Here is a 25595-nt window from a genome sequence, read left to right as displayed (position 1 = left end):
GCTCCCGCCCATCTTGTGTATCAGAGAATGAAACGGAAGTCCGGCGCGCTTTATACCATAAATACGCCAGCGACACCAATAATTGTTGGCACTCCATGCTGTAACTGATTCTCAATCTGGTAGTGGATGCGTCAGACTGTTAACATTGACCGCACATACACAATTATTGTCGAAATCATCGACCCTGATGGACAGAATTCATGGCTATCTCAATCAAGACCCCTGAAGAAATCGAAAAGATGCGCATCGCGGGCCGTCTGGCAGCCGAAGTGCTGGAAATGATCGAACCGTATATTAAACCGGGCGTCACCACCGGCGAACTGGACCGTATCTGTAACGATTATATCGTTAACGAACAACATGCGATCTCCGCCTGTCTCGGCTACCACGGTTATCCAAAATCCGTCTGTATCTCTATTAATGAAGTCGTGTGCCACGGCATCCCGGATGACGCTAAACATCTGAAAGATGGCGATATCGTCAACATCGACGTGACGGTCATCAAAGATGAATACCACGGCGACACCTCCAAAATGTTTATTGTCGGCAAACCGACCATTCTGGGCGAGCGTCTGTGCCGCGTCACGCAAGAGAGCTTGTATCTGGGGATCAAAATGGTGAAACCGGGCATCCGTCTGCGCACCATTGGCGCCGCCATCCAGAAATATGCCGAAGGCGAAGGTTTCTCCGTGGTCCGCGAATACTGCGGGCATGGTATTGGCCGCGGCTTCCATGAAGAACCGCAGGTACTGCATTATGATGCGGACGACGGCGGCGTCGTGTTGCAGCCTGGCATGACCTTTACCATTGAACCGATGCTGAACGCGGGAGATTACCGTATCCGCATCATGAAAGACGGCTGGACGGTAAAGACCAAAGACCGAAGCTTGTCCGCACAATACGAGCATACGATTGTGGTAACGGAAAATGGCTGTGAAATTCTGACGCTACGTAAGGATGACACCATCCCGGCGATCATCACGCACGACGCATAACGTTTTTGCCTGATGGCGCTGGCGCTTATCAGGCCTACAAATAGCATTATCCCGTAGGCCGGATAAGGCGTTCGCGCTTTCATCCGGTTTTTTTAATGGGTGGCACATATGAATACTCTTCCTGAACAGTACGCGAATACCGCACTCCCCACCCTCCCCAACCAGCCGCAAAACCCTGGCGTCTGGCCGCGCGCGGAACTGACTGTCGCCGGTATCAAAGCCCGCATCGACATTTTTCAACACTGGCTGGGCGAGGCATTTGACAGCGGCATTTGTGCAGAACAGCTTATTGAAGCCCGTACCGAATTTATCGACCAGTTGTTGCAACGCCTGTGGATTGAGGCCGGTTTCGGTCAGATTGCCGATCTGGCGCTGGTCGCCGTCGGCGGCTATGGACGCGGCGAACTACATCCGCTTTCCGATATTGATTTGCTCATTTTAAGCCGCAAAAATCTGCCCGATGAACAGGCGCAAAAGGTTGGCGAACTGCTGACCTTATTATGGGATATCAAACTGGACGTCGGGCATAGCGTTCGGACGCTGGAAGAGTGTCTACTGGAAGGTCTGTCTGATTTAACCGTTGCGACAAACCTCATCGAAACGCGTCTGCTGATCGGTGATGTCGCTCTGTTTCTGGCGCTGCAAAAACACATTTTCAGCGAAGGCTTCTGGCCGTCCGACAAATTTTACGCGGCTAAAGTAGAAGAGCAGAACCAGCGCCACCAACGCTATCATGGCACCAGCTATAATCTGGAGCCGGATATCAAAAGCAGCCCTGGCGGTCTGCGCGATATCCACACGTTGCAATGGGTCGCCCGGCGTCACTTCGGCGCCACCTCGCTTGATGAGATGGTGGGCTTCGGCTTTTTAACCCCGGCTGAGCGCGCGGAACTCAACGAGTGCCTGCATATCCTGTGGCGCATTCGATTTGCATTACACCTGGTGCTCAGTCGCTATGATAACCGCCTGCTGTTCGACCGCCAGTTGAGCGTCGCCCAGCGTCTTAACTACAGCGGCGAGGGCAACGATCCGGTTGAGCGGATGATGAAAGACTACTTCCGGGTCACGCGCCGGGTGAGTGAACTCAATCAGATGCTGCTCCAGCTATTTGACGAGGCTATTCTGGCGCTGCCTGCGGATGAAAAACCACGTTCCATCGACGATGAGTTTCAACTGCGCGGCACGCTGATTGACCTGCGTGACGAAACGCTGTTTATCCGGGAACCGGAAGCGATCCTGCGGATGTTTTATATGATGGTGCGCAATAGCGCTATCACCGGCATCTACTCTACGACGTTGCGCCATTTGCGCCACGCCCGCCGCCATCTGAGCCAACCGCTGTGCTACATCCCGGAGGCGCGCACGCTATTTCTCAGTATGCTGCGTCATCCCGGTGCCGTAAGCCGCGGTTTACTGCCAATGCATCGCCACAGCGTACTGTGGGCCTATATGCCGCAGTGGTCGCACATTGTCGGACAAATGCAGTTTGACCTGTTCCACGCATACACGGTGGATGAGCACACCATCCGCGTCATGCTCAAGCTGGAGAGCTTTGCGAAAGAAGAGACGCGCCAACGCCACCCGCTATGCGTCGATCTCTGGCCGCGGCTTCCCCATCCGGAACTGATTCTGATCGCAGCGTTGTTCCACGATATTGCGAAAGGACGCGGCGGCGACCACTCGGTACTGGGCGCGCAGGACGTACTTACGTTCGCCGAACTGCACGGTCTGAACTCACGCGAAACGCAACTGGTAGCATGGCTGGTTCGCCAGCACCTGCTGATGTCGGTTACTGCCCAGCGCCGCGATATCCAGGACCCGGAAGTCATCAAGCAGTTTGCCGAAGAAGTGCAGACCGAAACACGTCTGCGCTTTCTGGTCTGTCTGACCGTCGCAGACATATGCGCTACCAACGAAACCTTGTGGAATAGCTGGAAACAGAGTCTGCTGCGCGAACTGTACTTCGCCACTGAGAAACAGCTCAGGCGCGGAATGCAAAATACGCCGGATATGCGTGAGCGCGTGCGCCACCATCAGCTTCAGGCGCTGGCGCTGCTGCGAATGGATAATATTGATGAAGCCGCGCTACACAAAATCTGGACCCGCTGTCGCGCTAACTATTTTGTTCGTCATAGTCCAAATCAGCTCGCCTGGCACGCACGCCATTTATTGCAGCACGATCTGCGCCAACCGTTGATATTACTCAGTCCGCAGGCCACGCGCGGCGGAACCGAAATATTTATCTGGAGCCCGGACAGACCCTATCTGTTTGCCGCCGTCTGCGCCGAGCTGGACAGGCGTAATTTAAGCGTCCATGACGCCCAGATCTTTACCACCCGCGACGGCATGGCGATGGATACATTTATCGTACTGGAGCCAGACGGCAGCCCGCTGGCGCCAGATCGCCATGAAGTTATTCGCGCCAGCCTTGAGCAGACCATTACACAGCGAAGCTGGCAACCGCCGCAGCCGCGTCGGCAACCGGCAAAGTTACGGCACTTTACGGTCGAAACGGAAGTCAATTTTCTGCCCACCCATACCGACCGCAAATCATTCCTGGAATTGATCGCGCTCGATCAACCGGGCCTACTGGCCAGGGTCGGGCAAATTTTTGCCGATCTGGGAATTTCGCTTCATGGCGCCCGAATTACAACCATTGGCGAGCGAGTAGAAGATTTATTCATAATCGCCACAGCGGATCGGCGCGCGCTTAATAATGTGCTGCAACTTGAGGTGCAACAACGGTTGACAGCGGCCCTCAATCCAAACGATAAAGGGTAGTGTGTTTATTTAGATGAAAGAGTTTAACAATGCAGCAGTTACAGAACGTTATTGAGACCGCTTTTGAGCGCCGCGCCGATATTACGCCGGCTAACGTAGACACCGTGACCCGGGAGGCGGTAAACCAGGTCATTTCTCTACTCGATTCCGGCGCGCTGCGTGTCGCAGAAAAAATCGACGGTCAGTGGGTCACTCACCAGTGGTTGAAGAAAGCGGTTCTGCTCTCTTTCCGTATTAACGATAACCAGGTTATCGACGGTGCGGAAAGCCGCTACTTCGATAAAGTCCCGATGAAATTCGCTGATTACGACGAAGCGCGTTTTCAGAAAGAGGGCTTTCGCGTCGTTCCGCCCGCCGCGGTTCGTCAGGGCGCATTTATCGCGCGCAACACCGTGTTGATGCCGTCTTACGTTAACATCGGCGCTTACGTTGACGAAGGCACTATGGTTGACACTTGGGCAACCGTGGGTTCCTGCGCGCAGATTGGTAAAAACGTTCACCTCTCCGGCGGCGTTGGTATCGGCGGCGTACTGGAGCCGCTCCAGGCTAACCCGACGATTATTGAAGACAACTGCTTTATTGGCGCGCGTTCTGAGGTCGTGGAGGGCGTGATCGTCGAAGAAGGTTCCGTCATCTCTATGGGCGTGTACCTCGGTCAGAGCACCAAAATCTACGATCGCGAAACCGGTGAAGTTCATTATGGCCGCGTACCGGCGGGCTCCGTAGTCGTATCCGGCAACCTGCCGTCAAAAGACGGTAAGTACAGCCTGTACTGCGCGGTGATCGTGAAAAAGGTCGATGCCAAAACGCGTGGTAAAGTGGGCATTAACGAATTGCTGCGCACTATTGATTAAGCGAGTGAGAAACGGGGCGACCGCCCCCTTTGCATAACTGAAACACTCATCCTTTACGGCGAATGCGGCAAAACGGTTTCCGGCGCAATTTTTGCCGCAAACGCCGAGGCCAGCGCGGTCAGAACGACATAACCGGCAACCCAAGTCCAGCTATTATCATAGACTGCGCTTAACGTTTTAGCGATAAACGGCGTGAATCCCCCTGCCACAACCGCCCCCAACTGAGCGCCAATTGATGAACCGCTATAGCGTACAGGCGGGTGAAATAGTCCGGCGAAAAAAGAAGGTTGCACGGCATTCAGTGAATTATGACCAATGTTAATAAACAGAACATAGCCCACTATCATCAATATTAGCGAACGGCTTTCCAGCAGCCAGAAAAATGGAAAAGCCATGGCCGCCACAAAAAGCGCGCCGAAAATGTACACCTGACGACAGCCAGTCCGATCCGACACTATGCCAAATAGTAAGTGCATTGGATACGCCAGCAGGCAGGTGATCATCACGACGTACAGAATAGTCAGACTGGCAATCCCAAGCTGCGTTGTCGCCCAGGAAACCGTGAAGACCGTGGCAAGAAAAAAGGGAACGCTTTCAGCAAAGCGGAGAATCATAATCACCAAAATGCTGCGCCACTGTTCTCGTACTACTTTGACCACCGGCCTTTTTTCTTTGTGCTGCATATTATTAATGGCTTGCTGCTTTTTAAATGCGCGGAATACAGGCGTCTCATCCAGACGATGACGCATATATAATCCCGGCAACACCAACAGCGCACTGAGCAGAAAAGGAATACGCCATCCCCACGATAACAATTCCTCCTCCGGTAATTTGGTCACAAATATAAATACGCCAGTCGCCAATAATTGTCCCGTGAGTCCTCCTGTTTGCGAGAGCGCGCTTAACCGTCCCCGGTGCTTTCCCGAAGCATACTCCACGACCATTAACATGGCGCCTCCCCATTCGCCTCCAACCAGAAATCCCTGAAGAAAACGCAGAATAACCAGTAAAACAGGCGCCAGGGCGCCAATACTGGCGTAAGAAGGCAGGCACCCGATGAGAAATGTTACTGTTCCCATCCCCCCTAAGGTTATTAATAATGTATTTTTACGTCCAAGCGTATCTCCCCTGTTGCCAAAAAATAGTGCGCCCAGCGGCCGGGAAATAAATCCTACGCCGAAACTGGCAAAAGAAGATAACGTGGCGGTAAACGGGCTGGCGCCGGGGAAAAAAAGGGGGCTAAAAACCAGCGCGCTGGCCAAGCCGTATAATAGAAAATCATAATATTCAATGGAGTTTCCTATCCAAGCGGAAATCACCACCCGGCGAATCGTGGCATTATACGTACCAGACATAGACTCCGCCTCTTGAGGTTATCGAATGCAGCCTCCCGCCAATTTTCCACGCTGACCTCAAACGCTTTCTCTATAAACTGAATATCACATTGAATTACTTAGACTATCAATAGCCCCTCACCTTCACTCATCACTTTGCCGAAGAGTCTTCTGCGATCAACTGCGCTTTTTTTGTATCCATTGGTGGCGAAAAACCAACTTTTCGTTAATTATTCAAAAGTTATAGTGTGATGAAGGATACCGCTATGTATGACAATCTAAAAAGTCTGGGCATTACCAATCCTGAAGAAATCGATCGTTACAGCCTGCGGCAAGAAGCCAACAACGATATCCTGAAAATCTATTTTCAAAAGGATAGAGGTGAATTCTTTGCTAAAAGCGTTAAGTTTAAGTACCCACGCCAGCGTAAAACGGTAGTGGCCGATGGCGTCGGCCAGGGCTATAAAGAAGTACAGGAGATCAGCCCTAACCTACGCTATGTGATTGACGAGCTCGACCAAATCTGTCATCGCGACCGCTCAGAACTCGATCTCAAACGTAAGATTCTTGACGATTTGCGCCATCTGGAAAGCGTAGTCGCGAATAAGATCAGTGAAATCGAATCCGATCTGGAAAAGCTCACCCGCAAATAAAAAGCTGCCGGGGCTTCATTTCGGGCCCCTCTCACTGTACTTATCCAGCCTGCTCATTCAGGAACAAAGCCGTCGGGCTTAACGCTGTTCATCTAATTGTAGCGCCACATACAGCAACAGCCGATCGTCAAAGTTTCCCAGGTCCAGCCCGGTCAGTTCCGAAATACGGTTCAGTCGGTATTCCAGTGTGTTACGGTGAATAAACAGCGCTTTAGAGGTCGCCAGCGGCTGGACATTATGGCGAAACCACGCCGTCAATGTCCGACGTAATAGTCCGTTGTTGTCCATCGCTTTGAGTTTTACCAACGGACGCGCCAGCTCATTGGCCTGCCAGCCGCCACGCAGGCTATCTAACAGAACCGGCAGCATCAGATCCTGATAAAAATAGCTGCGGCTCTCTGGCATCCGCTGCTTGCCGACCATCATCGTGGTGCGCGCCGTGCGGTATGATCGCGCTATACTGCCCGGCCCGGTAAAATAGTTACCCAACGCCACTCGAAAACGCAATTGCCCATTCTCTTTCATACGGGCGATCAGTTGTTCTACGCGCTTACGATGATCTTCAGCATCCCAGCGACCAAACGGGTTTAATGCCGGCTTGAGCACCACCATCTCCGTGAGAGAAACAATGGCTATCAGGTTGTTACGTTCCGGCGTGGTGAGCGCATTCTGCAACTGCTGAAGCTCCGCCATTGCGCTGTCGACGCCAAGCTGGCCGCTGTCGACTTCCACCACCGCCGCTACACGCGGCTGGTTTAAATCGATCCCCAAACGCTGCGCCCATTCCACCAGCGCGGGTGTATTTTCTTCGGCCTGAATCAGATTCATCACCAGTTCTTCACGCAGACGGCTATCCTGCGCCAGAAGGTGCATTAGCCGCGACTGTTCAAGCATCATTTCGGCGGTCATACATACCAGTTCACCATATTTACGCAGATGTTCTGGTTCGCCAGTGAGGCCAATCACGCCGACAATTTCGCCCTCCAGGCGTAAGGGGAGATTAATCCCCTGGCGCACCCCGTGCAGGTGTCGCGCCACGGCGGCGTCGATATCCACGACCCGGCCCTGTGACAGTACCAACAGCGCGCCTTCGTGCAATTCACCAATACGCTCCCGATCGCCGCTGCCGATAATGCGCCCGCGAGCATCCATTACGTTGATATTAGTATCGATGATGCGCATGGTACGCGCCACGATATCCTGCGCCATTTTAGTATCAAGATGCCAGCCAGCCATAAATCCCTCCGGTGAGCAGAGCATAAGCATAAGGAAGATGGCAGGTCTCGACATTGTGCAAATGCACAGAAAAGAGTAGAGATGTATGGAGTTGTGGGAAGGTTCACAGAAAAGTGTTACCCCCTTCCGTAGTGGAAGGGGGACAAGGTGATTACTGCATCAGCAGATAAATAGAGCTATCGCCACGCTGAATATTTAGCGCCAGAACCGACGGCTTGCTGTCGAGAATTTTACGCAGCTCAGCGATATTTTTTACCGGCTGCTGGTTAGCGCCGATAATCACATCGCCTTTTTTGAGGCCAATCTGCGCGGCCGGTGAGTTAGCTTTCACGCTGCTGACTACAACGCCTTTATCCTGGCCTTTATTGCTCATTTCAGCGCCTTCAATACCGCTGAAGATGGTGCTGGAATCAACCTGGCTCTGTCTGCTCTGCTGCAGTTCCAGATTAACCGTAATCGCTTTACCTTCACGCAGCAGACCAAGGCTAATTTTGCTGCCGACCGGCATAGTGCCGACCTGAGCGCGCAGCGCCGCAAAGCTACTGATCGGTTTCCCGTTCAGCGAGGTAATGACATCCCCGGCTTTAATACCCGCTTTTGCCGCGGATGAATTCGGCATCACCTGACTAACGAACGCGCCACGCTGGGCGTCGACTTTCATCGCTTTCGCCAGTTCGGAATTCAGCTCAGTCCCCATGATCCCCAATTCGCCGCGTTTAACCTGGCCGTATTCCACCATCTGCGACGTCAGGTTTTTCACCATGTTGCTGGGGATAGCGAAGCCGATACCGATATTACCGCCGTCCGGCGCGAGGATCGCGGTGTTAATACCGATCAGTTCGCCATTCAGGTTCACCAGCGCGCCGCCGGAGTTACCACGGTTAATCGCGGCGTCGGTCTGAATAAAGTTTTCATAGTTTTCAACGTTCAGGCCGCTGCGCCCCAGCGCAGAAACGATACCTGACGTCACCGTTTCGCCCAGACCGAACGGGTTACCGATAGCCACGGCATAATCCCCCACGCGCAGCGCGTCGGAGTCCGCCAGCTTAATCGCCGTCAGGTTTTTCGGATTCTGAATTTGAATCAGCGCGATATCAGAACGCGGATCTTTGCCTACAACTTTGGCATCAAATTTGCGCCCATCGCTCAGTTGCACTTTAATCACGTTGGCGTTATCAACAACGTGGTTGTTGGTGACGACGTAGCCCTTCGCGGCGTCAATAATTACGCCGGAGCCCAGCGCCATGAATTTCTGTTGTTGACCGCCGTTGCCGCCATTACCGCCTCCCTGGCAAAACGGAGAGTTCTGAAACGGAGAACCGTCCTGGCAGAACGGGGAGTCATCGCCGAAGAACTGCTGGAAATTACGCGGCATACGCGGCGTATTCACCATGGTGCTGCCTTCTACGTTAATACTGACCACCGATGGCATCACTTTTTCGAGCATCGGCGCCAGGCTTGGCATCTGCTGGGCGGTCATGGCTGAAGACGACGTTTCAGCCGCCGTGGCAGACAGAGGCGACAATGCCAAACCTAAACTCAAAGCTAGTGCACTCATTGCTAATGTGGTTTTTTTCATGTGTTTCAATCTCGATTAACAGGTAACGCAAAATTGCTGTGTACGTCAGATTCATTTTATAACGCGAAGTTCCGGAATAAAGTTTCTGGAAAAAGTAAAAATTTATTGTCCATCTTTACAAAAGCCCATTTACTGTTCGACCGCCATCAAGCGCCGATATTCATCCCATGCGTAAAGGTCAGTCATACCGCTGATATAATCCTGAACCAACCGACAACGATAATAATATTCCAGCACCGGATACTCCGCCGAATCCATTGGTAATTTACTAACGACTTCCACATAGGCCAAACGATGACGCGTCGAGAGTTTCTGAAATAAACGCGATTCTATAGGAAAGCGTTTCAACCGTTCTTTTTCCACCAGCTCACTAAAGTCGTTAAGCGACATACTTAATAGCGGCTGATAGATATCTAATAACCCACTGATTACCCGGTATCCTTGTAGTTCAAGCTGCTCTACGTCTGGATGGCTAAACACATGTTCAACCGCCACGTTCTTATATAATTCAAGTAGGCGACTAAAACCGCTGGCATCTTCCAGCAACGCCTGGTTGAATGTCCCGGCAAAAATCTGCGGCAAATTATCAATAAAACGCTGAGCGGCATACGGCACCAGTTTATTTAATGTATTTACCCGTAAATACATAAAAAACTGATCTTCGGTACTGCGGCTTAAAGTATTGGCGCGTGATTTTTCCCACGCATTTCCCACCACCAGCTCAAACAGCGAATCCTTCTCATGGTGGCCCCACGCGTGATATAAATGGTGATAAAGCTGCTCAACGCTAAAGATTCTTTTCTCTACCGCGTCTTCAAGATCGGCAACACAATAAGAAATATCATCGGCGGCTTCCATAATCCACGTTAATGGGAAGCGACTGTAAGGCGCTAACTGAAGTTCTTTACGTAACCTCGCAATATACTTCTCTTCAGAAAGATAATAGCCCGGTTTCTTCATTAAATAACGATGGGAATCCGGCACAGGTCCTCGCCACCATGCCGGTCGTGTATATTTTAAAATCCCGCCAACCTGCGCCCAGGTAAGATTCATCCGCATGAGCGTATGTACCAGACGAATCCCCTGCGCATTACCTTCAAAATGGCAGATATCCTGGCGTACTTTGCGGCGAATATCATTCAGGCTTTCTTCGCCCTCCTGCAACCGTAGCGAAGAAACCACACAGCGGTCATGCGTGAGCGGCTGACTTTCCGCATCTTCCGGATACAACCGCTGACGAAACCAGTCATTGATCGCCGCCTCGCCAAAATGGCCGAACGGCGGATTGCCGATATCGTGCATCAGGCAGGCCATTTCTACAATGCTTTCAAAGGGACCGGTCAGCGCATCCAGACCATACTCTTCCAGCTGGTTTTGCGCTTTCAGGCGGCTTAAAATCTCTTTCGCGATATAACGTCCCACCTGCTGAACTTCCATTGAGTGCGTCAGACGAGTACGCACTGCGGCATTACGCTCCAGCGGAAATACCTGCGTTTTTTGCTGCAAACGGCGAATAGCCGGAGAGTTGATAATCCGCCCGCGATCGCTTTCAAAAATCCGCAGGATCTCATGTTCCGTCTTTACGCCCTGCGGTGAACGATAACGACGATGCCAGTTAATTTTATTTCGGAAATCGATCGATGCCATATCCTCTCCCCCGCCTGAGAAATACGCTTCCCCATAAGCGCATGATAAACTATGCCCTCAAAACTGACTTATCGCGAGTAAATCTATGAAAATCGGCATCATTGGCGCAATGGAAGAAGAAGTTACGCTGCTGCGTGACAAAATTGAAAACCGTCAGACGCTCACTTTGGGCGGCTGCGAAATTTATACCGGCCAGTTGAATGGCACCGACGTCGCGTTACTGAAATCTGGTATTGGTAAAGTCGCGGCGGCGCTGGGCGCAACGTTGCTTCTGGAGCACTGCAAACCGGATGTGATCATCAATACCGGCTCCGCTGGCGGTCTGGCATCCACGCTGAAGGTCGGCGATATCGTCGTCTCTGACGAAGCGCGTTACCACGACGCCGACGTGACTGCATTCGGCTATGAATACGGACAATTACCGGGCTGCCCAGCAGGATTTAAGGCCGATGACAAACTGATCGCCGCTGCGGAATACTGTATCAGAGAACTGAATCTGAACGCGGTGCGCGGCCTTATCGTCAGCGGCGACGCGTTTATTAACGGCTCCGTCGGGCTGGCGAAAATCCGGCATAACTTCCCCAACGCAGTAGCCGTAGAGATGGAGGCTACCGCTATCGCACACGTCTGCTATAACTTCAAGGTGCCATTCGTGGTGGTGCGCGCTATCTCTGACGTCGCCGATCAGCAGTCGCACCTCAACTTTGACGAATTCCTTGCTGTGGCGGCGAAACAGTCGACTCTGATGGTCGAAACGTTGGTACAGAAACTGGCGCATGGCTAAGCAAATGTTCAGGGCGCTGGTCGCCCTGCTGCTTACGCTCCCGGTGTGGCTTTATGCTGCGCCGCGCGTAATTACCCTCTCTCCCGCCAATACGGAACTCGCTTTTGCCGCCGGGATTACGCCCGTTGGCGTCAGTAGCTATTCCGACTATCCGCCCGAAGCGCAAAAAATAGAGCAGGTCTCTACCTGGCAGGGAATGAATCTGGAGCGCATTGTGGCGCTAAAACCGGATCTGGTTGTCGCCTGGCGCGGCGGTAATGCGGAACGCCAGGTAAACCAACTAACTTCACTAGGTATTAAGGTCATGTGGGTGGACGCGGTGACTATCGAACAGATCGCCGATACGCTCCGTCAACTGGCCCCCTGGAGCCCGCAGCCGGAAAAGGCTCGCCAGGCGGCGCAGAGGTTGCTAAAGGAGTACGCCGCGCTCAAAGCCGAATATGCCAGTAAAGCTAAAAAGCGCGTTTTTCTTCAGTTTGGTATGAATCCCCTGTTTACCAGCGGTAAAGGGTCTATTCAACATCAGGTTCTGACGACCTGCGGTGGGGAAAACGTCTTCGCTGACAGCCGCGTACCGTGGCCGCAAGTCAGCCGTGAGCAGGTGCTGACAAGGCATCCCCAGGCCATTATCGTAACCGGAAAAGCGGACGAAATTCTCAAAATTGAACAATACTGGGGAAACCTGCTAAAAACTCCGGTTATTACGCTTAACAGCGACTGGTTTGAACGCGCAAGCCCGCGTATTATCCTCGCCGCAAAACAACTCTGTAATGCGCTTTCACAGGTGAATTAGAGCCTGCCTCACCAGGCTCTCAGTGGGGATTCGACAATGCTCGTCTATTGGCTGGATATCGTAGGCACGGCTGTATTTGCTATCTCTGGCGTGTTGCTGGCGGGGAAATTACGTATGGATCCGTTTGGCGTACTGGTGCTCGGCGTCGTTACTGCCGTCGGCGGCGGGACAATTCGTGATATGGCGCTGGATAACGGCCCGGTATTCTGGGTTAAAGATCCTACCGATCTGGTCGTCGCCATGGTCACCAGTATGTTGACTATCCTGCTGGTTCGTCAGCCAAGACGTCTGCCGAAATGGATGCTGCCGGTACTGGATGCCGTCGGGCTGGCGGTGTTTGTCGGCATTGGAGTGAATAAAGCCTTCCTCGCCGAAACGGGGCCATTAGTGGCAGTCTGTATGGGCGTGATTACCGGCGTCGGCGGCGGGATTATTCGCGATGTTCTGGCTCGCGAGATTCCCATGATCCTACGCACCGAAATTTATGCCACAGCCTGTATTATCGGCGGAATCGTTCACGCCACCGCGTTTTATACGTTTTCAGTGCCGCTGGAAAGCGCCAGCATGATGGGCATGGTCGTCACGCTGTTCATTCGGCTGGCGGCAATACGCTGGCACTTGAAATTGCCGACCTTTGCCTTAGATGAGAACTGAAGCATAATTTGTAGGCCGAATGAGGTATAACAAAGCGCCCGGTGGCGCTTCGCTTACCGGGCCTACCATAGCGTGTCCCCAGGCCGGATAAGGCGTTAAGCCGACATCCGGCAATACATCAGATGCTGAAGGAAGAGCCACACCCGCAGGTGCTTTTCGCATTCGGGTTAGTCACAATGAAGCGGGAGCCTTCCAGACCCTCAGTATAATCTACCGAACCACCGACCAGATACTGCAAACTCATCGGGTCAACCACCAGGCCAACGCCCTGTTTTTCGATGGTCATATCCCCTTCGTTAACCTGATCGTCAAAGGTGAAACCGTACTGGAAGCCGCTGCAGCCACCACCGGTGATATACACGCGCAGTTTCAGATTCGGGTTATCTTCGTCAGCGATAAGACTTTTTACTTTATTAGCTGCTGCGTCGGTAAACTGCAGCGGCAGCGCTACGTCATCACTCATATTCTGCTCCAAATGACATGGGTCATTGGGTAAATTTCAGCCCAATATTAACGCCATTATCTAATACCCTGGTAATTCGTTCAAGTATTCTCACCCGCAGGCGTACTCTGGTTTTTCGCCGCCTGCTCCGCGTCCTGCTTCGCCAGAGTGCGTGCCAGGATCGTTGAGTATAACGGTTTCCCGCCCAAAAACTGAGCCAATAGTGTCGCGCCAAGACAGGTGATAATCATTGGCAAAATGAGCTGGTAGTTATCGGTCATCTCCAGCACCAGTACAATCCCCGTCAGCGGGGCGCGCACCGACGCCGCCATCAGCGCCCCCATTCCGGCAATCGCAAAGGTACCCGCCTCCAGGTGATACTGCGGGAAAAGCACTGCCGCCGCCATGCCAAAGGCCGTACCCAGCAGCGTTCCCAGCGCCAGCATCGGGGCGAATATCCCCCCCGGCGCGCCGGAAGAAAAGCAAAGCAGCGTGGTGACCACCCGGGTAATAAAGATAAATAACAGTAGCCCGACGCTAAAATTACCCGCCGCGGCGATAGGAATAAGGTTAAATCCGCCGCCTGCCGCTTCCGGTTCAATCAGCCCCAAAATACCGCACAGGCCGCCGATCGCTCCGCCCATTAACACCCATTTTTTAATTTCGCCGCCATGAAAGCGTTGAAACATGTCCTGAGTACGCAGCACCAGCGTATTAAATACCGGCCCGACGCAGCCGAAAATAATACCGAGGACAAGGTATAACCAGAGAGTGTTAACCGGGGCGTTAGACAATTTACCGACTTCAATAATCGGCGCTTCGCCGTTAAATATGCGGAACACGATGCTCGACATGATCACGCCGGTAAACACCGCTTTAATCGAAATCAGATTGTAGCGAAACTGCGGACGCATCTCTTCAATAATAAACAGGATACCCGCCAGCGGCGCGTTAAACGCTGCAGAGAGCCCCGCCGCCGCGCCGGTCGCCAGCAGCGTATGCCGCGCTTCGGCGCTGCGCATACGAAATACATCCAGCACCATGCGTCCCAGGTTGCCCCCGATTTGCACCGTTGGCCCTTCGCGCCCTAATACCATTCCCGCGCCCAACGTTCCCATCCCGCCGATAAACTTCACCGGCAATACGCGCCACCAGCGCACCGGACGTAGCTCCTCCAGCGCGCCTTCAATTTCCGGGATACCCGATCCGCCGGCTTCCGGCGCAAATTTTCGCACCAAAAAGTAACCGACCATCGCCAGTAAAGCCGAAAGGATAAAGGCCAGCGACCACAGTAAAAACGCATGATCGGCAACCTGAACCAGCGCGCCAATGCGCATGTTTTGTACCCAGGAAACGGCCTTTTCAAAGGCGACGCCAACCAGTCCGGTCAGCGTGCCGACAACGGCCGCCATGAGCAGAATGGCCAGCGGCGTTTTATCCCGCTGCACTAATCGGCGGATCAAACGCCCGCGCCGTAAACGCACGATTTGCTGTGCTTCAAAAGTGGGAGTGTCTGTTTTCATCAGAAGATCATTAATTGGTAATACAAATCTAAAGTCGGCATTCTACTCGCCAACGCCGTGAAAATCCCCTGTAAATCGTATTGTTTCAAATGCGTAAAACTTTCATAACCTTCTCTGAATAACTTAGAATAGCGGGCATTCACTTTTTCTACGAACCAGGAACCTTTCCATGAGTAAGTCTGAAAATCTTTATAGCGCAGCGCGTGAGCTGATCCCCGGCGGCGTGAACTCCCCTGTTCGCGCTTTCACTGGCGTGGGCGGCACCCCACTGTTTATCGAAAAAGCAGACGGCGCCTGGCTTTATGATGTCGACGGCAAAGCGTATATAGATTATGTCGGTTCCTGGGGACCGATGGTGCTAGGGCATAATCATCCGGCAATCCGTAATGCGGTAATCGAAGCCGCCGAGCGGGGACTGAGCTTCGGCGCGCCAACCGAAATGGAAGTCAAAATGGCGGAACTGGTCACAAGCCTGGTACCGACAATGGATATGGTGCGTATGGTGAACTCCGGCACCGAAGCGACCATGAGCGCCATTCGCCTGGCGCGTGGTTTTACCGGCCGCGATAAGATCATTAAATTCGAAGGCTGTTACCACGGCCACGCAGACTGCCTGCTGGTAAAAGCCGGGTCTGGCGCTCTGACGCTCGGTCAGCCGAACTCGCCGGGCGTTCCGGCCGATTTTGCTAAACATACCCTGACCTGCGTCTATAACGATCTGGCGTCAGTACGAGCGGCGTTTGAACAATATCCGCAGGAAATCGCCTGTATCATCGTCGAACCGGTGGCGGGCAATATGAACTGCGTCCCGCCGCTACCGGAGTTCCTGCCGGGCCTGCGGGCTTTGTGCGATGAGTTCGGCGCACTGCTGATTATCGACGAAGTGATGACCGGTTTTCGCGTAGCGCTGGCAGGCGCCCAGGATTACTACGGCGTCGTGCCGGACCTAACCTGTTTGGGCAAAATCATCGGCGGCGGGATGCCGGTAGGCGCGTTTGGCGGTCGTCGCGATGTGATGGACGCGCTGGCGCCGACAGGCCCGGTTTACCAGGCGGGCACCCTTTCCGGCAACCCGATCGCGATGGCAGCGGGTTTCGCCTGTCTGAACGAAGTCGCCCAGCCCGGTATTCATGAAACGCTGAATAAACTTACCACTCGTCTGGCGGAAGGGCTGCGCGAAGCGGCGCAGGAGGCGGGGATCCCACTGGTCGTCAACCATGTCGGCGGCATGTTCGGGATTTTCTTCACCGACGCCGGGAGCGTAACCTGCTATCAGGACGTGATGGCGTGCGACGTTGAACGCTTTAAGCGTTTCTTCCATCTGATGCTGGATGAAGGCGTGTATCTGGCGCCATCGGCGTTTGAAGCTGGCTTTATGTCTGTCGCACACAGCATGGATGACATTAATAACACCATTGACGCCGCGCGTCGGGTGTTTGCAAAGCTGTAAGCGCTGTGGTTGCCGGGTGGCGGCTTCGCCTTACCCGGCCTATATGAATGCGCTATCGGTAGGCCGGATAAGCGCATACGCCATCCGGCTTTTTATCGGCTCTGCTTCCTCAACAAATAGATAAAGTACGGCGCGCCGATAAAGGTCGAGAGCAGCCCTGCTGGCACCTGATACGGGAACATCAGCATCCTTCCGCACCAATCCGCAAACACCAGCAACAGACCGCCAATCAACGCGGAAATCACCATATGCGGCATCGTCCGACGAAACCCCATCATTCGCGCAATATGCGGCGCCATCAGACCAACGAAACTCAACGGTCCAATGGTCATCGTCGCGGTTGCCGTCAAACAAGCCGCCAGCGCCAGCAGCGCAATACGAGATGGCGTGAGCGCCACGCCCACCGCGCACGCGGCGTCGCTGCCCATCGGTAAAATCGTCAACCAACGACGGCACAGCGGCGTCATTGCCAGTAGAATAACCATTACGATACCGGTACGTAAAACCTGCTCACCGGAGGCGTTATAGGTTGAACCGGAGAGCCAGGTAAGCACGCCCGCCATGCGTGGATCGCCGCTCGCCTGGAGCATCATCAGCAGCATGGTGAAAGCCGTGCTGAGCGCCATCCCCGCTAACAGCATCCGTTGCGGTGAAAAACCGCCGCGACCAGCGGCGAGAGTAATAATCAACAGCGTCGCCGCCGCGCCAAGACTTCCGGCAGGCAGCAGCCAGCCGAAGGCGTTCCCCGGTACCAGAAACAGCATCAACACCACGCCAAACGCTGCCCCGGAGCTGATTCCCAGCACTTCCGGACTGGCCATCGGATTACCGGTTAAACGCTGAATAATACAGCCCGCCACCGCCAGCATAACACCCGCCATTAACGCCGCCAGTATCCGCGGCCAGCGCCACGGCATCAGTTCTTCAAGCAGCGTTCCGCTCGCCCACGTCCAGCCGTGCGCATCGCGGCCAAAAGAGAGCGCGACAAATGTCGCCAGCAGCAGTAACGCCCCGCCGGCAACGGCAAAAGCGAGGACATGCTGACGCTCCGCCGCCGCGCGATCGCTGGCGTTCATATCCGGCGCGCTCATGCTTTTAAGACGCGGCAGCAGCCATAGCAGTAGCGGCGCGCCAATTAACGCCGTGATCGACCCTGTGGAGACTTCCATCCATACGCGGGTTAGCCAGAGGATAATCTGGTCAGACAGCCACAAAATAAGCGCCCCAATGATCGGCGCCAGCATCAGGCGCGCCAGCAGACGTCTTGCGCCAAGCATTTTCGCCAGCAGCGGCGCAAACAGACCGATAAAACCGATAATGCCCACTGCGTTGACCAACAGCGCGCTCAACACAATCGCCAGCGACAGCGCCGCCAGACGCGCTAAAGACAGCGCCAGCCCCAGATTACGCGCAACGCCGTCATCCAGCCCCATTAACGTCATCGGACGTAACAGTAATAAGGTGAGCATGACACCGCCTACCAACTGCGGCCACAAACGCTGCACGCCGCTCCAGTCGGTTTGCGTCAGCGTTCCGGTGCTCCATAAAAACATGCTTTGCAACTGATCGTGACGGAAAATCACCAATAGCTGGTTGATTGCCCCGCAATAGAGGCTGACGACCAGCCCGGCGAGGATCAGAGTCACGGGCGACAAGCGCTTGCCCCACGACACGCCAAACACCAGCGCGCCGACGATGCAGGCTCCCGCCAGGGCGGCAAACTGCGTCGTCAGCGCGCCGGGAATCGCCCATAGCGTAGTAACCGTAATCCCCAATTGCGCGCCGGTCGCCACGCCCAGCGTGGTCGGCTCCGCCAGCGGGTTACGCAATACTTGCTGGAACAGTACGCCTACCAGCCCAAGCCCCGCCCCCACCAGCAGCGAAATCGCCAGCCTTGGCAGCAGGCTGTAATGAAAAATCATCTGTCCGATGGCATCTACATTCGGCGACCACATCGCTTGCCGCCACTGGTCGCGTGGTAGCGCTATGGAGAGATTCGTCCAGGTAAGCCAGACCGCGATGATAAACAGCCCGGCCAGCAGAAAGACCGGGAAACGCGCCACACGTTTATTCACGCTTTCCCTCCCAGCACGTTATTCAGGATGCGGACAAAATGCATCGTGGAGAGGGTCGCGCCATAGAACCAAACGGCGGGCACCCGGTGAAAACGCCCGGCGCGGATAAACGGCATGGCCTGCCACAGCGGCGTCGCCATCAGCGCATTCATATCGGTGTGATTCCCGTGGTCGAAGCAAATTACATCCGCCTCTTTATACATCGCCAGCCGATCGATGCTGACCGCCGTACTGCCCCAAAAGTTGGTTTCCCCCTGCCAGGCGTTACGGATGCCATACTCGTCGAGCACCTCCTGGAACAGGCAATTCGGGCCGAGCACCAGCATATGCCGCGGATCGATAAGCGTCGTCATCAGTAACGGACGTCCCCCGCGGCGGATAAAACGCGGCTTCAGGCTGGCGATGAAACGATCGTATTGCGCCAGATGTTTTTCTGCCGCGGCTTCCAGATTCAGCGTCTGCGCCAGCTCAACCAGCGAGCGTCGGGCCACCGCCAGCGGCTTTTTGCCATCGCTAAAATCAAACCCGCGCCCCGGCGCGATCCGCGCCAGTTTCTCCGGCGAGGGTCCGTAACCTGCCGACCAGACCATAAACGACGGCTTCATCTCCGTCAGCAGTTCAAGATTGGGTTCAGTGCGAAGACCTACATCAATCACTGAATCCGGCAACGGCGGTTCGCTAACCCACAGCTTATAATTTGGCACGTCCGCCACGCCATAAGGCGTAATGCCGAGCGCCAGCAACAGCTCAACCGGCAGCCACTCCAGCGCCACAATCCGGCGGGGGTCGATAGCGGCAGCCTGCGCCGTATTCATTTGCCAAAGCAGCGGCGAGAGCGCCATCGCCGTTAATAAACGGCGGCGAGTAAGAGGATATAAATCACGCATTAATACACAAAACTCACAGGTGCAGCGCCCGCCGGATGCGGAAGGATACCCATCGGGATACCGTAAATCTGTTCCAGTGTTTCACTGCGCATCAGTTCCGCAGGCGTTCCTTGCGCAATCATTTCGCCGCCGCGCAGCGCCACCAGATAGTCGCAATAACGCGCCGCCATATTGATATCGTGCAGCACCGCAACCACCGTCAACCCGCGCTGCTGGCTTAAGCGATGCACCAGCGCCAGCACGTCAACCTGATGGGCGATATCCAGCGCTGACGTCGGCTCATCCAGCAGCAGACAACGGCTGTCCTGCGCGACCAGCATGGCAATCCACGCGCGCTGACGCTCGCCGCCGGAAAGACTGTCTACCAGACGATGCGCCAGCGGTTTTAATCCAACCAGCGTAATCGCCTCTTCTACTTTTTCCCGGTCCGCGACGCCAAAGCGTCCCAGCGCGCCGTGCCATGGATAGCGGCCAATCGCCACCAGTTCGCGTACCGTCATACCTTCCGCCTGCGGCAGTTGCTGCGGCAGATACGCGGCTTTACGGGCAAATGCCTTGCTGCTCCAACTCGCCAGCGGCTGATTGTCGAGCAGAATATCCCCTTCGGAAGGCGGCTGATGGCGTCCCAGCATTTTTAACAGCGTGGATTTACCGGAGCCGTTGTGGCCGATAAGTCCGGTCACTTTACCCGCAGGGAAGGTTAACGAGAGAGGGTGTAAAAGCGTGCGGCCCGGCACGCGAAAGGCGACGCTTCGCAGCGCAAAGGTGGTATCGGGATGAATGTGGTTTTCCTGCATTGCAAGCCAACTTGTAAAACGGGCACGGCAAGCCGTGCCCAAAAAGAGATTAGAAACGGAAGGTTGCCGTTGCAATAACCTGACGCTCCGCGCCCCAGAAACAGCCGTAGGTCTGGAAGCAACTGGCGACGTACTCACGGTCAAGCAGGTTATTAACATGGAGCGCGACGTTGGAGCCTGCCATGCCTACGCGCGCAAGGTCATAACGCACCAGCGCATCGACAACCGTATAACTTCCTACTTTAAAAGAGTTTGCCGGATCGCCATAGCTTGAACCTGTGAGACGACCGCCGGTTCCCAGCGTCAAACCAGACAACGGGCCATCAAAGAAGGTGTAGTCGCCCCACAGCGACGCCATATGTTTTGGCACCTGCGCAGGAGTATTACCTTTGTAGGTTGTATCCGTCGTGTATTCGGCATCAGTATAAGTATAAGAACCGACAACGTTGATGCTTGCAGACAGCGCCGCTTTCGCTTCAATTTCTACCCCGCGAGAACGAATTTCACCGCCTTCTACAGACCAAAACGATCCGTTCGGATCGGCCATCAGGTTATTGGTTTTCGTCAACTGGTAGACAGCACCGGTGATCACGATTGGACGATCGTTCGGTACATATTTCACCCCCGCTTCATACTGCTTACCTTTTGAAGGCGCAAATATTTTACCGTTCTCTCCCGTTTGTGAAGCTGGCTCAAACGATTCGCTATAGCTGAAATAAGGGGTTATCCCGTTATCAAAAAGATAGTTAACACCTCCACGCCAAGTGAACTGCTTATCATCACGTTTAGATGTAACGCTGGTAGTACGGTTGAGCGATTCCTGATCGGCCCAGTCATAACGCCCCCCCACCGTCACCAGAACTTTATTCCACTGCGCCTGATCCTGGACGTACAGACCCGTTTGCTTCTGCTTATTCAAAATCTGGTACGGGCCGGATGTTGCCGGATCTTGCGAAGCAAAGTCGAAATCAGTGTACACCGGGTTGTAGAGATCAAGCAGAGGTACGGAGTCGTCGTAGCCAAACCAGGCGTTGATATCGTTACGCATACGCATAAAATCGACGCCGGTTAGCAGGATATGATCTACCTCACCGGTCGCAAACTTACTTTGCAACTGGGTATCGACAGTGAAGTTTTGTAGCTTCTCATCGTCAACAACATATTTCCGCGCCAGATAATGGCCTTTGTCCGCTGGCGCTAATGCTGCGCACTGCTTGCTATTGGCGTTAGCCGAATCGGAACAGACGCCGTAACCATAGACGCTATTTTGCGCGACTTTATTCTCGGCATAGCGCAAATTCTGACGCACGGTAAAGGTATCGTTGAATTCGTGGTCAAAGCTATATCCCACCATCTTCTCATTACGAGAATAGGTATTGTTCTTAGCCCCTTCGTTAAAATCGGTGGGTAGACGTTTACCGTTTGGCAACGGCTCAACCGTTCCTTCTTTCGGCAACCAGCCGTAGTAGCCGGTCTCCGGTTCGTTCTGGAAATAAGAGAGGAGCGTAAAGTTCGTTTTCTCATCCGGACGCCAGGTGAACGCTGGCGCAATCGCATAGCGCTGTTCTTCCGCACGATCCTGCTGCGCGTTGGCGGAACGCGCCAGGCCAGTTAAACGATAAGAATATACGCCATCTTCATCCAGCGCATCGCTGAAGTCAAAGCCAGTCTGGAAAAGACTGTCGGTACCCATCTTAAATTGGACTTCTTTTAGCGGCTCTGTGGTCGGGCGCTTGCTAACCATATTTAGCAAACCGCCAGGGCTACTTTTTCCGTAGAGAACAGAAACCGGACCGCGCATCACTTCCGCACGCTCCAGCATATAAGGGTCGATCACCGCGTCATTATAGAAGTTGCCCTGCATCTTAAGGCCATTCAGATAGTTATTCTGGCTTTGGCCGTCGGCGGCGAAACCGCGAATGATCAGGTAGTCATAAGTATTAGACGCGCCGCGAGTCCCCACAGCGACGCCAGGAGTATAGCTCAACGCTTCTTTAACCGACTTTGGCTGATGCAGAGCCATCTCTTCGGCAGTAACGACGGAAATAGACTGTGGAACCTTTTGAATCGGCGTGTCCGTTTTGGTCGCGGTAGCGGATTGTCTCGCGGCAATGGTAGCCGCCGGTCCCCAGGCGCTTTCCTGCGGGGCAGGCGCTGCGGTTACGGTGATAGTTTCTTCTTTCGGTTGAACCGCCGCCTGTGCGTAGACAGACATGCCGCTAACCGCTGTGGCTACTACAACTGCGATTTTACGCAGTGAGGAGTTTGGCTGAGCAGTTTTAAGACGCGCCATTGGTATATCTCTGATGAAAAGTGAATGATAACGTAAACGAGAATTATTATTATAACCGCAGCATAATAGGCGAAATATAACCGCAATGGCAAGCGATACGCGCCCCTACGAAAACTAAGGGGTTAAGAAACAACCAGATGAAAAGAAAGGTTTAATAAATTAAGCTGGAATGTTATTTATGGGCGATTTGCGGATGGCGACGCTAGCGTCTTATCCGGCCTACGGGAGCGGTTAATGTGCTGGTAATAGCGTAGGCCGGGTAAGCGCAGCGCCCCCCGGCACCATTATAGTGATTAATTACCGCCGAACATCTCCTTAATCCAGCCAGCAACGCCGTCGCTCTTCTCTTCTTTTGGCGGCTGTTGCTGCGCAGGCTGCTGCGGCTGAGACGACTGATCAAACGGATTACCTGACGGCTGCTGTTGCTGCATCATCTCGCCCTGCTGGCACAGCGTATTCGGATCGTCCGTCCAGACCGGCAGAGTTCGCATACCGCCGCTACAGACAAAATTACCGTCGTAATCAACGCCCATATCCACTACATCTTCCGGCGGCGTCAGAACTAAAGGCGTCGGCGTCTGGTTCGCCAGATAGCGCTGGTAAATCGCCATCGCGCCGCTGGCACCGTACAGTTTCGTCGGCTGGTTGTTATCACGGCCTACCCAGGTGATAGTCACCTGGCTGCCGTCGATACCGGCAAACCAGGTATCGACATTGTTGTTTGTCGTCCCGGTTTTACCCGCCAGATGCAGACCCGGATATTTTGCGCCAAGCTGACGCCCCGTACCACGCTGAACGACCTGTTGCATTGTCCAGAGCGTCAGGTAAGCCGCCTGTGCCGGTACGGCGCGCTCAGCCTGCGGATAACTTTGGTACAGCACCTTACCATCTTCCGCAATGACCGAACGCAGCGCTGATAACGGCGCGCGATTACCGCCGCTGGCGATAGTCTGAAACGCTTGCGCCACTTCGATCGGCGTCAGGTTCAGCGCCCCTAACAGCATAGCCGGAACCGGATTGAGCTGATCTTTCGGCACGCCGAGCTTCATCCAGGTATCGGTTACCGCCGGTAAACCTAACGCCATCCCCAGATTGACCGTCGGTACGTTCATCGAGCGAGTTAACGCATCCACCAGCATCACTTTCCCGCTTTCGCTGTAGCGACGATCGTCGTTCTGCGGCGACCAGATCTGACCATTCGGCTGGCGCAGAGAAATCGGCGCATCGGCAATCCAGGTGTTCAGTCGGTATAAGTTCGGCTGACTTAGCGCAGTCAGATAGGTGGCCGGTTTCGCCAGCGACCCGATGGAACGACGCGCCTGCATGGCGCGGTTATAGCCGGCATACTGCGGCTCCGCCCCGCCAACCATCGCTCGCACCTCGCCGCTAAAGCGATCCACCACCACCATCGCGGTTTCCAGATCGCTCAATTTACGCTGCTTCTTCAACGCCGGAATGCCTTCGACAACGGCTTTCTCTGCGGCATCCTGCGCCACGGGATCAAAGGTGGTGAAGATCTTCACGCCGGAGAGATCTTTAATTTTATCCCCCAGCTTCGCCTGCAGTTCCTGACGAACCATCTGCATAAACGCAGGCTGCGGTGAAATAACGCCGCCGCGCGGCTGTACGCCAAGCGGACGCGCGCTCAGCATGTCATAGAGTTCCTGATCGATGATTTTCTGCTGCTGTAGCAGGCGTAGCACCAGGTTACGGCGCTCCAGCGCCAGTTTAGGGTTGCGCCACGGGTTATAAATCGACGCCCCTTTCACCATCCCTACCAGTAACGCCTGCTGATCGAGGCTCAGTTCCTCTACCGGACGACCAAAGTAATACAGGCTCGCCAGCGGGAAACCGCGAATTTCATTATCCCCGCTTTGACCGAGGTAGACCTCGTTCATGTACAGCTCAAGAATACGATCTTTGCTGTAGCGGGCATCCATGATCAGCGCCATGTAGGCTTCATTCGCTTTACGCCAGTATGATCTTTCGCTGGAGAGGAACAGGTTCTTCACTAGCTGTTGGGTCAGTGTACTGGCCCCCTGCACCGTGCGTCCCGCCGTCAGGTTAGCCAGCACCGCACGCCCGATGGAGTAAAGGCTAATGCCATCATGCTCATAGAAATGACGGTCTTCCGTCGCCAACAGCGTATCGACCAGCAGATCCGGGAAACCGCTGCGCGGGACGAATAAACGCTGCTCGCCATTTGGCGAAGAAAGCATGGTGATAAGCCGCGGATCGAGGCGGAAGAAGCCAAACTGGCGATTGTTATCCAGATTGACGATGGTTTCCAGACGCCCGTCATCGAAAGTCAGCCGCGCGCGCACCTGCCCTTCTTTACTGTCCGGGAAGTCAAACGGTCGACGAATCATCTCAATGCTATTGGCCTGCACGGTAAATTCGCCAGGACGGGTCATCTTCGTCACCAGACGATACTGCGTGGCTTCCAGCAATTTCACCATCTCGTTTTTGCTGACGGGCATGTCTGGCTCAAGGTTCACCATACGGCCATATACCGCCGCCGGTAGCTGCCAGACCTTGCCATCAATACGGCTGCGGATTTTTTGATCCAGATAGACGCCGTAAATGGCGAACAGCACCACAAAAACGATAAACAGTTTTAGCAATAGCCACAGCCAGCCGCGCTTGCCACGAGGCTTACGCCCTTTGCCCTTACCTTTACGCGGCATCGGTTCTTCATCCTCATAGTCATCATCATAATCGTCGTCATGCTGCCGACGACGGCTCACCTTTTGTTTCACAGGACGCGACGGTTTCCCTTTACGTCCAATCGGCTCGCGGTCATTCCCCGCCATGCTTT

At 54.2% G+C, this 25595-nt stretch carries 19 protein-coding genes; 8 read left to right on the top strand and 11 right to left on the bottom strand.

All coding sequences use genetic code 11. The annotated features are described in order from the left end of the window. Positions 1-200 precede the first annotated feature (200 nt). From map to dapD, 3 genes are all read left to right on the top strand, one after another. A complete protein-coding gene (gene map, locus F4V61_RS12280; protein ID WP_001018207.1) occupies positions 201-995 on the top strand; it encodes a type I methionyl aminopeptidase in 795 nt (264 codons plus the stop codon). Positions 996-1103: 108 nt separating this feature from the next. After that, positions 1104-3776: a bifunctional uridylyltransferase/uridylyl-removing protein GlnD gene (glnD, locus tag F4V61_RS12275; protein WP_079827784.1), complete on the top strand. Its 2673-nt coding sequence runs from the start codon at positions 1104-1106 to the stop codon at positions 3774-3776. Positions 3777-3805: 29 nt separating this feature from the next. Then, on the top strand, positions 3806-4630 hold the full coding sequence (gene dapD, locus F4V61_RS12270) for a 2,3,4,5-tetrahydropyridine-2,6-dicarboxylate N-succinyltransferase (protein ID WP_001186673.1): 825 nt from the start codon (positions 3806-3808) through the stop codon (positions 4628-4630). Between the two features lie 53 nt (positions 4631-4683). On the opposite strand, the gene F4V61_RS12265 is transcribed toward dapD, so the two are convergent. Continuing rightward, on the bottom strand, positions 4684-5985 hold the full coding sequence (locus F4V61_RS12265) for an MFS transporter (protein ID WP_038396925.1): 1302 nt from the start codon (positions 5983-5985) through the stop codon (positions 4684-4686). Between the two features lie 245 nt (positions 5986-6230). On the opposite strand from F4V61_RS12265, the gene F4V61_RS12260 reads away from it, so the two are divergent. Continuing rightward, positions 6231-6617, top strand: coding sequence for a DUF3461 family protein (locus F4V61_RS12260; RefSeq protein ID WP_000272195.1), 387 nt, complete (start codon positions 6231-6233; stop codon positions 6615-6617). Positions 6618-6695: 78 nt separating this feature from the next. Here the strand turns inward: F4V61_RS12260 and cdaR are convergent, their stop codons facing one another. From cdaR to dgt, 3 genes are all read right to left on the bottom strand, one after another. Continuing rightward, the gene (gene cdaR, locus F4V61_RS12255; protein WP_000929413.1) at positions 6696-7853 is read right to left on the bottom strand and encodes a DNA-binding transcriptional regulator CdaR; all 1158 of its coding nucleotides are present in this window, start codon (positions 7851-7853) and stop codon (positions 6696-6698) included. A gap of 151 nt (positions 7854-8004) precedes the next feature. Then, positions 8005-9432, bottom strand: a complete 1428-nt coding sequence (gene degP / locus F4V61_RS12250) for a serine endoprotease DegP (RefSeq protein WP_024132001.1) — start codon at positions 9430-9432, stop codon at positions 8005-8007. Positions 9433-9561: 129 nt separating this feature from the next. Further along, positions 9562-11079 (bottom strand): dGTPase, encoded by a 1518-nt coding sequence (gene dgt, locus F4V61_RS12245; protein WP_038396926.1) that lies wholly within the window; start codon positions 11077-11079, stop codon positions 9562-9564. Between the two features lie 85 nt (positions 11080-11164). On the opposite strand from dgt, the gene mtnN reads away from it, so the two are divergent. The 3 genes from mtnN to F4V61_RS12230 are packed head-to-tail and all read left to right on the top strand — an operon-like array spanning position 11165 to position 13310. Beyond that, positions 11165-11863 (top strand): 5'-methylthioadenosine/S-adenosylhomocysteine nucleosidase, encoded by a 699-nt coding sequence (gene mtnN / locus F4V61_RS12240; protein WP_000689860.1) that lies wholly within the window; start codon positions 11165-11167, stop codon positions 11861-11863. Then, positions 11856-12656, top strand: coding sequence for a vitamin B12 ABC transporter substrate-binding protein BtuF (gene btuF / locus F4V61_RS12235; RefSeq protein WP_001118844.1), 801 nt, complete (start codon positions 11856-11858; stop codon positions 12654-12656). The genes mtnN and btuF overlap by 8 nt, the downstream gene beginning before the upstream one ends. A gap of 36 nt (positions 12657-12692) precedes the next feature. Continuing rightward, positions 12693-13310 (top strand): TRIC cation channel family protein, encoded by a 618-nt coding sequence (locus F4V61_RS12230; RefSeq protein WP_000964232.1) that lies wholly within the window; start codon positions 12693-12695, stop codon positions 13308-13310. Positions 13311-13428: 118 nt separating this feature from the next. Here the strand turns inward: F4V61_RS12230 and erpA are convergent, their stop codons facing one another. Both erpA and clcA read right to left on the bottom strand, forming a co-directional pair. Then, entirely contained in the window at positions 13429-13773 is a 345-nt protein-coding gene (erpA, locus tag F4V61_RS12225; protein WP_001278668.1) for an iron-sulfur cluster insertion protein ErpA, read from the bottom strand. Positions 13774-13853: 80 nt separating this feature from the next. Then, a complete protein-coding gene (gene clcA, locus F4V61_RS12220; protein ID WP_079827782.1) occupies positions 13854-15275 on the bottom strand; it encodes a H(+)/Cl(-) exchange transporter ClcA in 1422 nt (473 codons plus the stop codon). Between the two features lie 169 nt (positions 15276-15444). Between clcA and hemL the strand changes: the two genes are divergently transcribed. Beyond that, on the top strand, positions 15445-16725 hold the full coding sequence (gene hemL, locus F4V61_RS12215) for a glutamate-1-semialdehyde 2,1-aminomutase (protein ID WP_038396927.1): 1281 nt from the start codon (positions 15445-15447) through the stop codon (positions 16723-16725). Positions 16726-16817: 92 nt separating this feature from the next. Here the strand turns inward: hemL and fhuB are convergent, their stop codons facing one another. The 5 genes from fhuB to mrcB form a co-directional block, all read right to left on the bottom strand. Beyond that, the gene (gene fhuB / locus F4V61_RS12210) at positions 16818-18800 is read right to left on the bottom strand and encodes a Fe(3+)-hydroxamate ABC transporter permease FhuB (protein WP_079827780.1); all 1983 of its coding nucleotides are present in this window, start codon (positions 18798-18800) and stop codon (positions 16818-16820) included. Then, complete coding sequence (gene fhuD / locus F4V61_RS12205; RefSeq protein WP_080161255.1) at positions 18797-19687, bottom strand: Fe(3+)-hydroxamate ABC transporter substrate-binding protein FhuD; 891 nt, start codon at positions 19685-19687, stop codon at positions 18797-18799. Before fhuD ends, fhuB begins: the two co-directional genes overlap by 4 nt. Next, positions 19687-20484, bottom strand: coding sequence for a Fe3+-hydroxamate ABC transporter ATP-binding protein FhuC (fhuC, locus tag F4V61_RS12200; RefSeq protein WP_038396929.1), 798 nt, complete (start codon positions 20482-20484; stop codon positions 19687-19689). The genes fhuD and fhuC overlap by 1 nt, the downstream gene beginning before the upstream one ends. A 49-nt stretch (positions 20485-20533) precedes the next feature. Next, the gene (gene fhuA / locus F4V61_RS12195; RefSeq protein ID WP_079827778.1) at positions 20534-22777 is read right to left on the bottom strand and encodes a ferrichrome porin FhuA; all 2244 of its coding nucleotides are present in this window, start codon (positions 22775-22777) and stop codon (positions 20534-20536) included. Positions 22778-23070: 293 nt separating this feature from the next. Next, entirely contained in the window at positions 23071-25590 is a 2520-nt protein-coding gene (gene mrcB, locus F4V61_RS12190) for a bifunctional glycosyl transferase/transpeptidase (protein ID WP_000918114.1), read from the bottom strand. Positions 25591-25595 lie beyond the last annotated feature (5 nt).

The sequence above is a fragment of the Salmonella enterica subsp. arizonae genome, from assembly GCF_008692845.1.
In the GTDB taxonomy this organism is placed as follows: Bacteria; Pseudomonadota; Gammaproteobacteria; order Enterobacterales; family Enterobacteriaceae; genus Salmonella; species Salmonella arizonae.
The sequence above is the reverse complement of the archived record's forward strand: the minus strand, read 5'-3'. Positions and strand labels throughout refer to the sequence as shown.

What these genes read in the sequence shown, in the direction of transcription:
- map (WP_001018207.1), top strand. Translation starts at nt 201, where the DNA reads ATGGCTATCTCAATCAAGACCCCTGAAGAAATCGAAAAGATGCGCATC.
- glnD (WP_079827784.1), top strand. Translation starts at nt 1,104, where the DNA reads ATGAATACTCTTCCTGAACAGTACGCGAATACCGCACTCCCCACCCTC.
- dapD (WP_001186673.1), top strand. Translation starts at nt 3,806, where the DNA reads ATGCAGCAGTTACAGAACGTTATTGAGACCGCTTTTGAGCGCCGCGCC.
- F4V61_RS12265 (WP_038396925.1), bottom strand. Translation starts at nt 5,985, where the DNA reads ATGTCTGGTACGTATAATGCCACGATTCGCCGGGTGGTGATTTCCGCT.
- F4V61_RS12260 (WP_000272195.1), top strand. Translation starts at nt 6,231, where the DNA reads ATGTATGACAATCTAAAAAGTCTGGGCATTACCAATCCTGAAGAAATC.
- cdaR (WP_000929413.1), bottom strand. Translation starts at nt 7,853, where the DNA reads ATGGCTGGCTGGCATCTTGATACTAAAATGGCGCAGGATATCGTGGCG.
- degP (WP_024132001.1), bottom strand. Translation starts at nt 9,432, where the DNA reads ATGAAAAAAACCACATTAGCAATGAGTGCACTAGCTTTGAGTTTAGGT.
- dgt (WP_038396926.1), bottom strand. Translation starts at nt 11,079, where the DNA reads ATGGCATCGATCGATTTCCGAAATAAAATTAACTGGCATCGTCGTTAT.
- mtnN (WP_000689860.1), top strand. Translation starts at nt 11,165, where the DNA reads ATGAAAATCGGCATCATTGGCGCAATGGAAGAAGAAGTTACGCTGCTG.
- btuF (WP_001118844.1), top strand. Translation starts at nt 11,856, where the DNA reads ATGGCTAAGCAAATGTTCAGGGCGCTGGTCGCCCTGCTGCTTACGCTC.
- F4V61_RS12230 (WP_000964232.1), top strand. Translation starts at nt 12,693, where the DNA reads ATGCTCGTCTATTGGCTGGATATCGTAGGCACGGCTGTATTTGCTATC.
- erpA (WP_001278668.1), bottom strand. Translation starts at nt 13,773, where the DNA reads ATGAGTGATGACGTAGCGCTGCCGCTGCAGTTTACCGACGCAGCAGCT.
- clcA (WP_079827782.1), bottom strand. Translation starts at nt 15,275, where the DNA reads ATGAAAACAGACACTCCCACTTTTGAAGCACAGCAAATCGTGCGTTTA.
- hemL (WP_038396927.1), top strand. Translation starts at nt 15,445, where the DNA reads ATGAGTAAGTCTGAAAATCTTTATAGCGCAGCGCGTGAGCTGATCCCC.
- fhuD (WP_080161255.1), bottom strand. Translation starts at nt 19,687, where the DNA reads ATGCGTGATTTATATCCTCTTACTCGCCGCCGTTTATTAACGGCGATG.
- fhuC (WP_038396929.1), bottom strand. Translation starts at nt 20,484, where the DNA reads ATGCAGGAAAACCACATTCATCCCGATACCACCTTTGCGCTGCGAAGC.
- fhuA (WP_079827778.1), bottom strand. Translation starts at nt 22,777, where the DNA reads ATGGCGCGTCTTAAAACTGCTCAGCCAAACTCCTCACTGCGTAAAATC.
- mrcB (WP_000918114.1), bottom strand. Translation starts at nt 25,590, where the DNA reads ATGGCGGGGAATGACCGCGAGCCGATTGGACGTAAAGGGAAACCGTCG.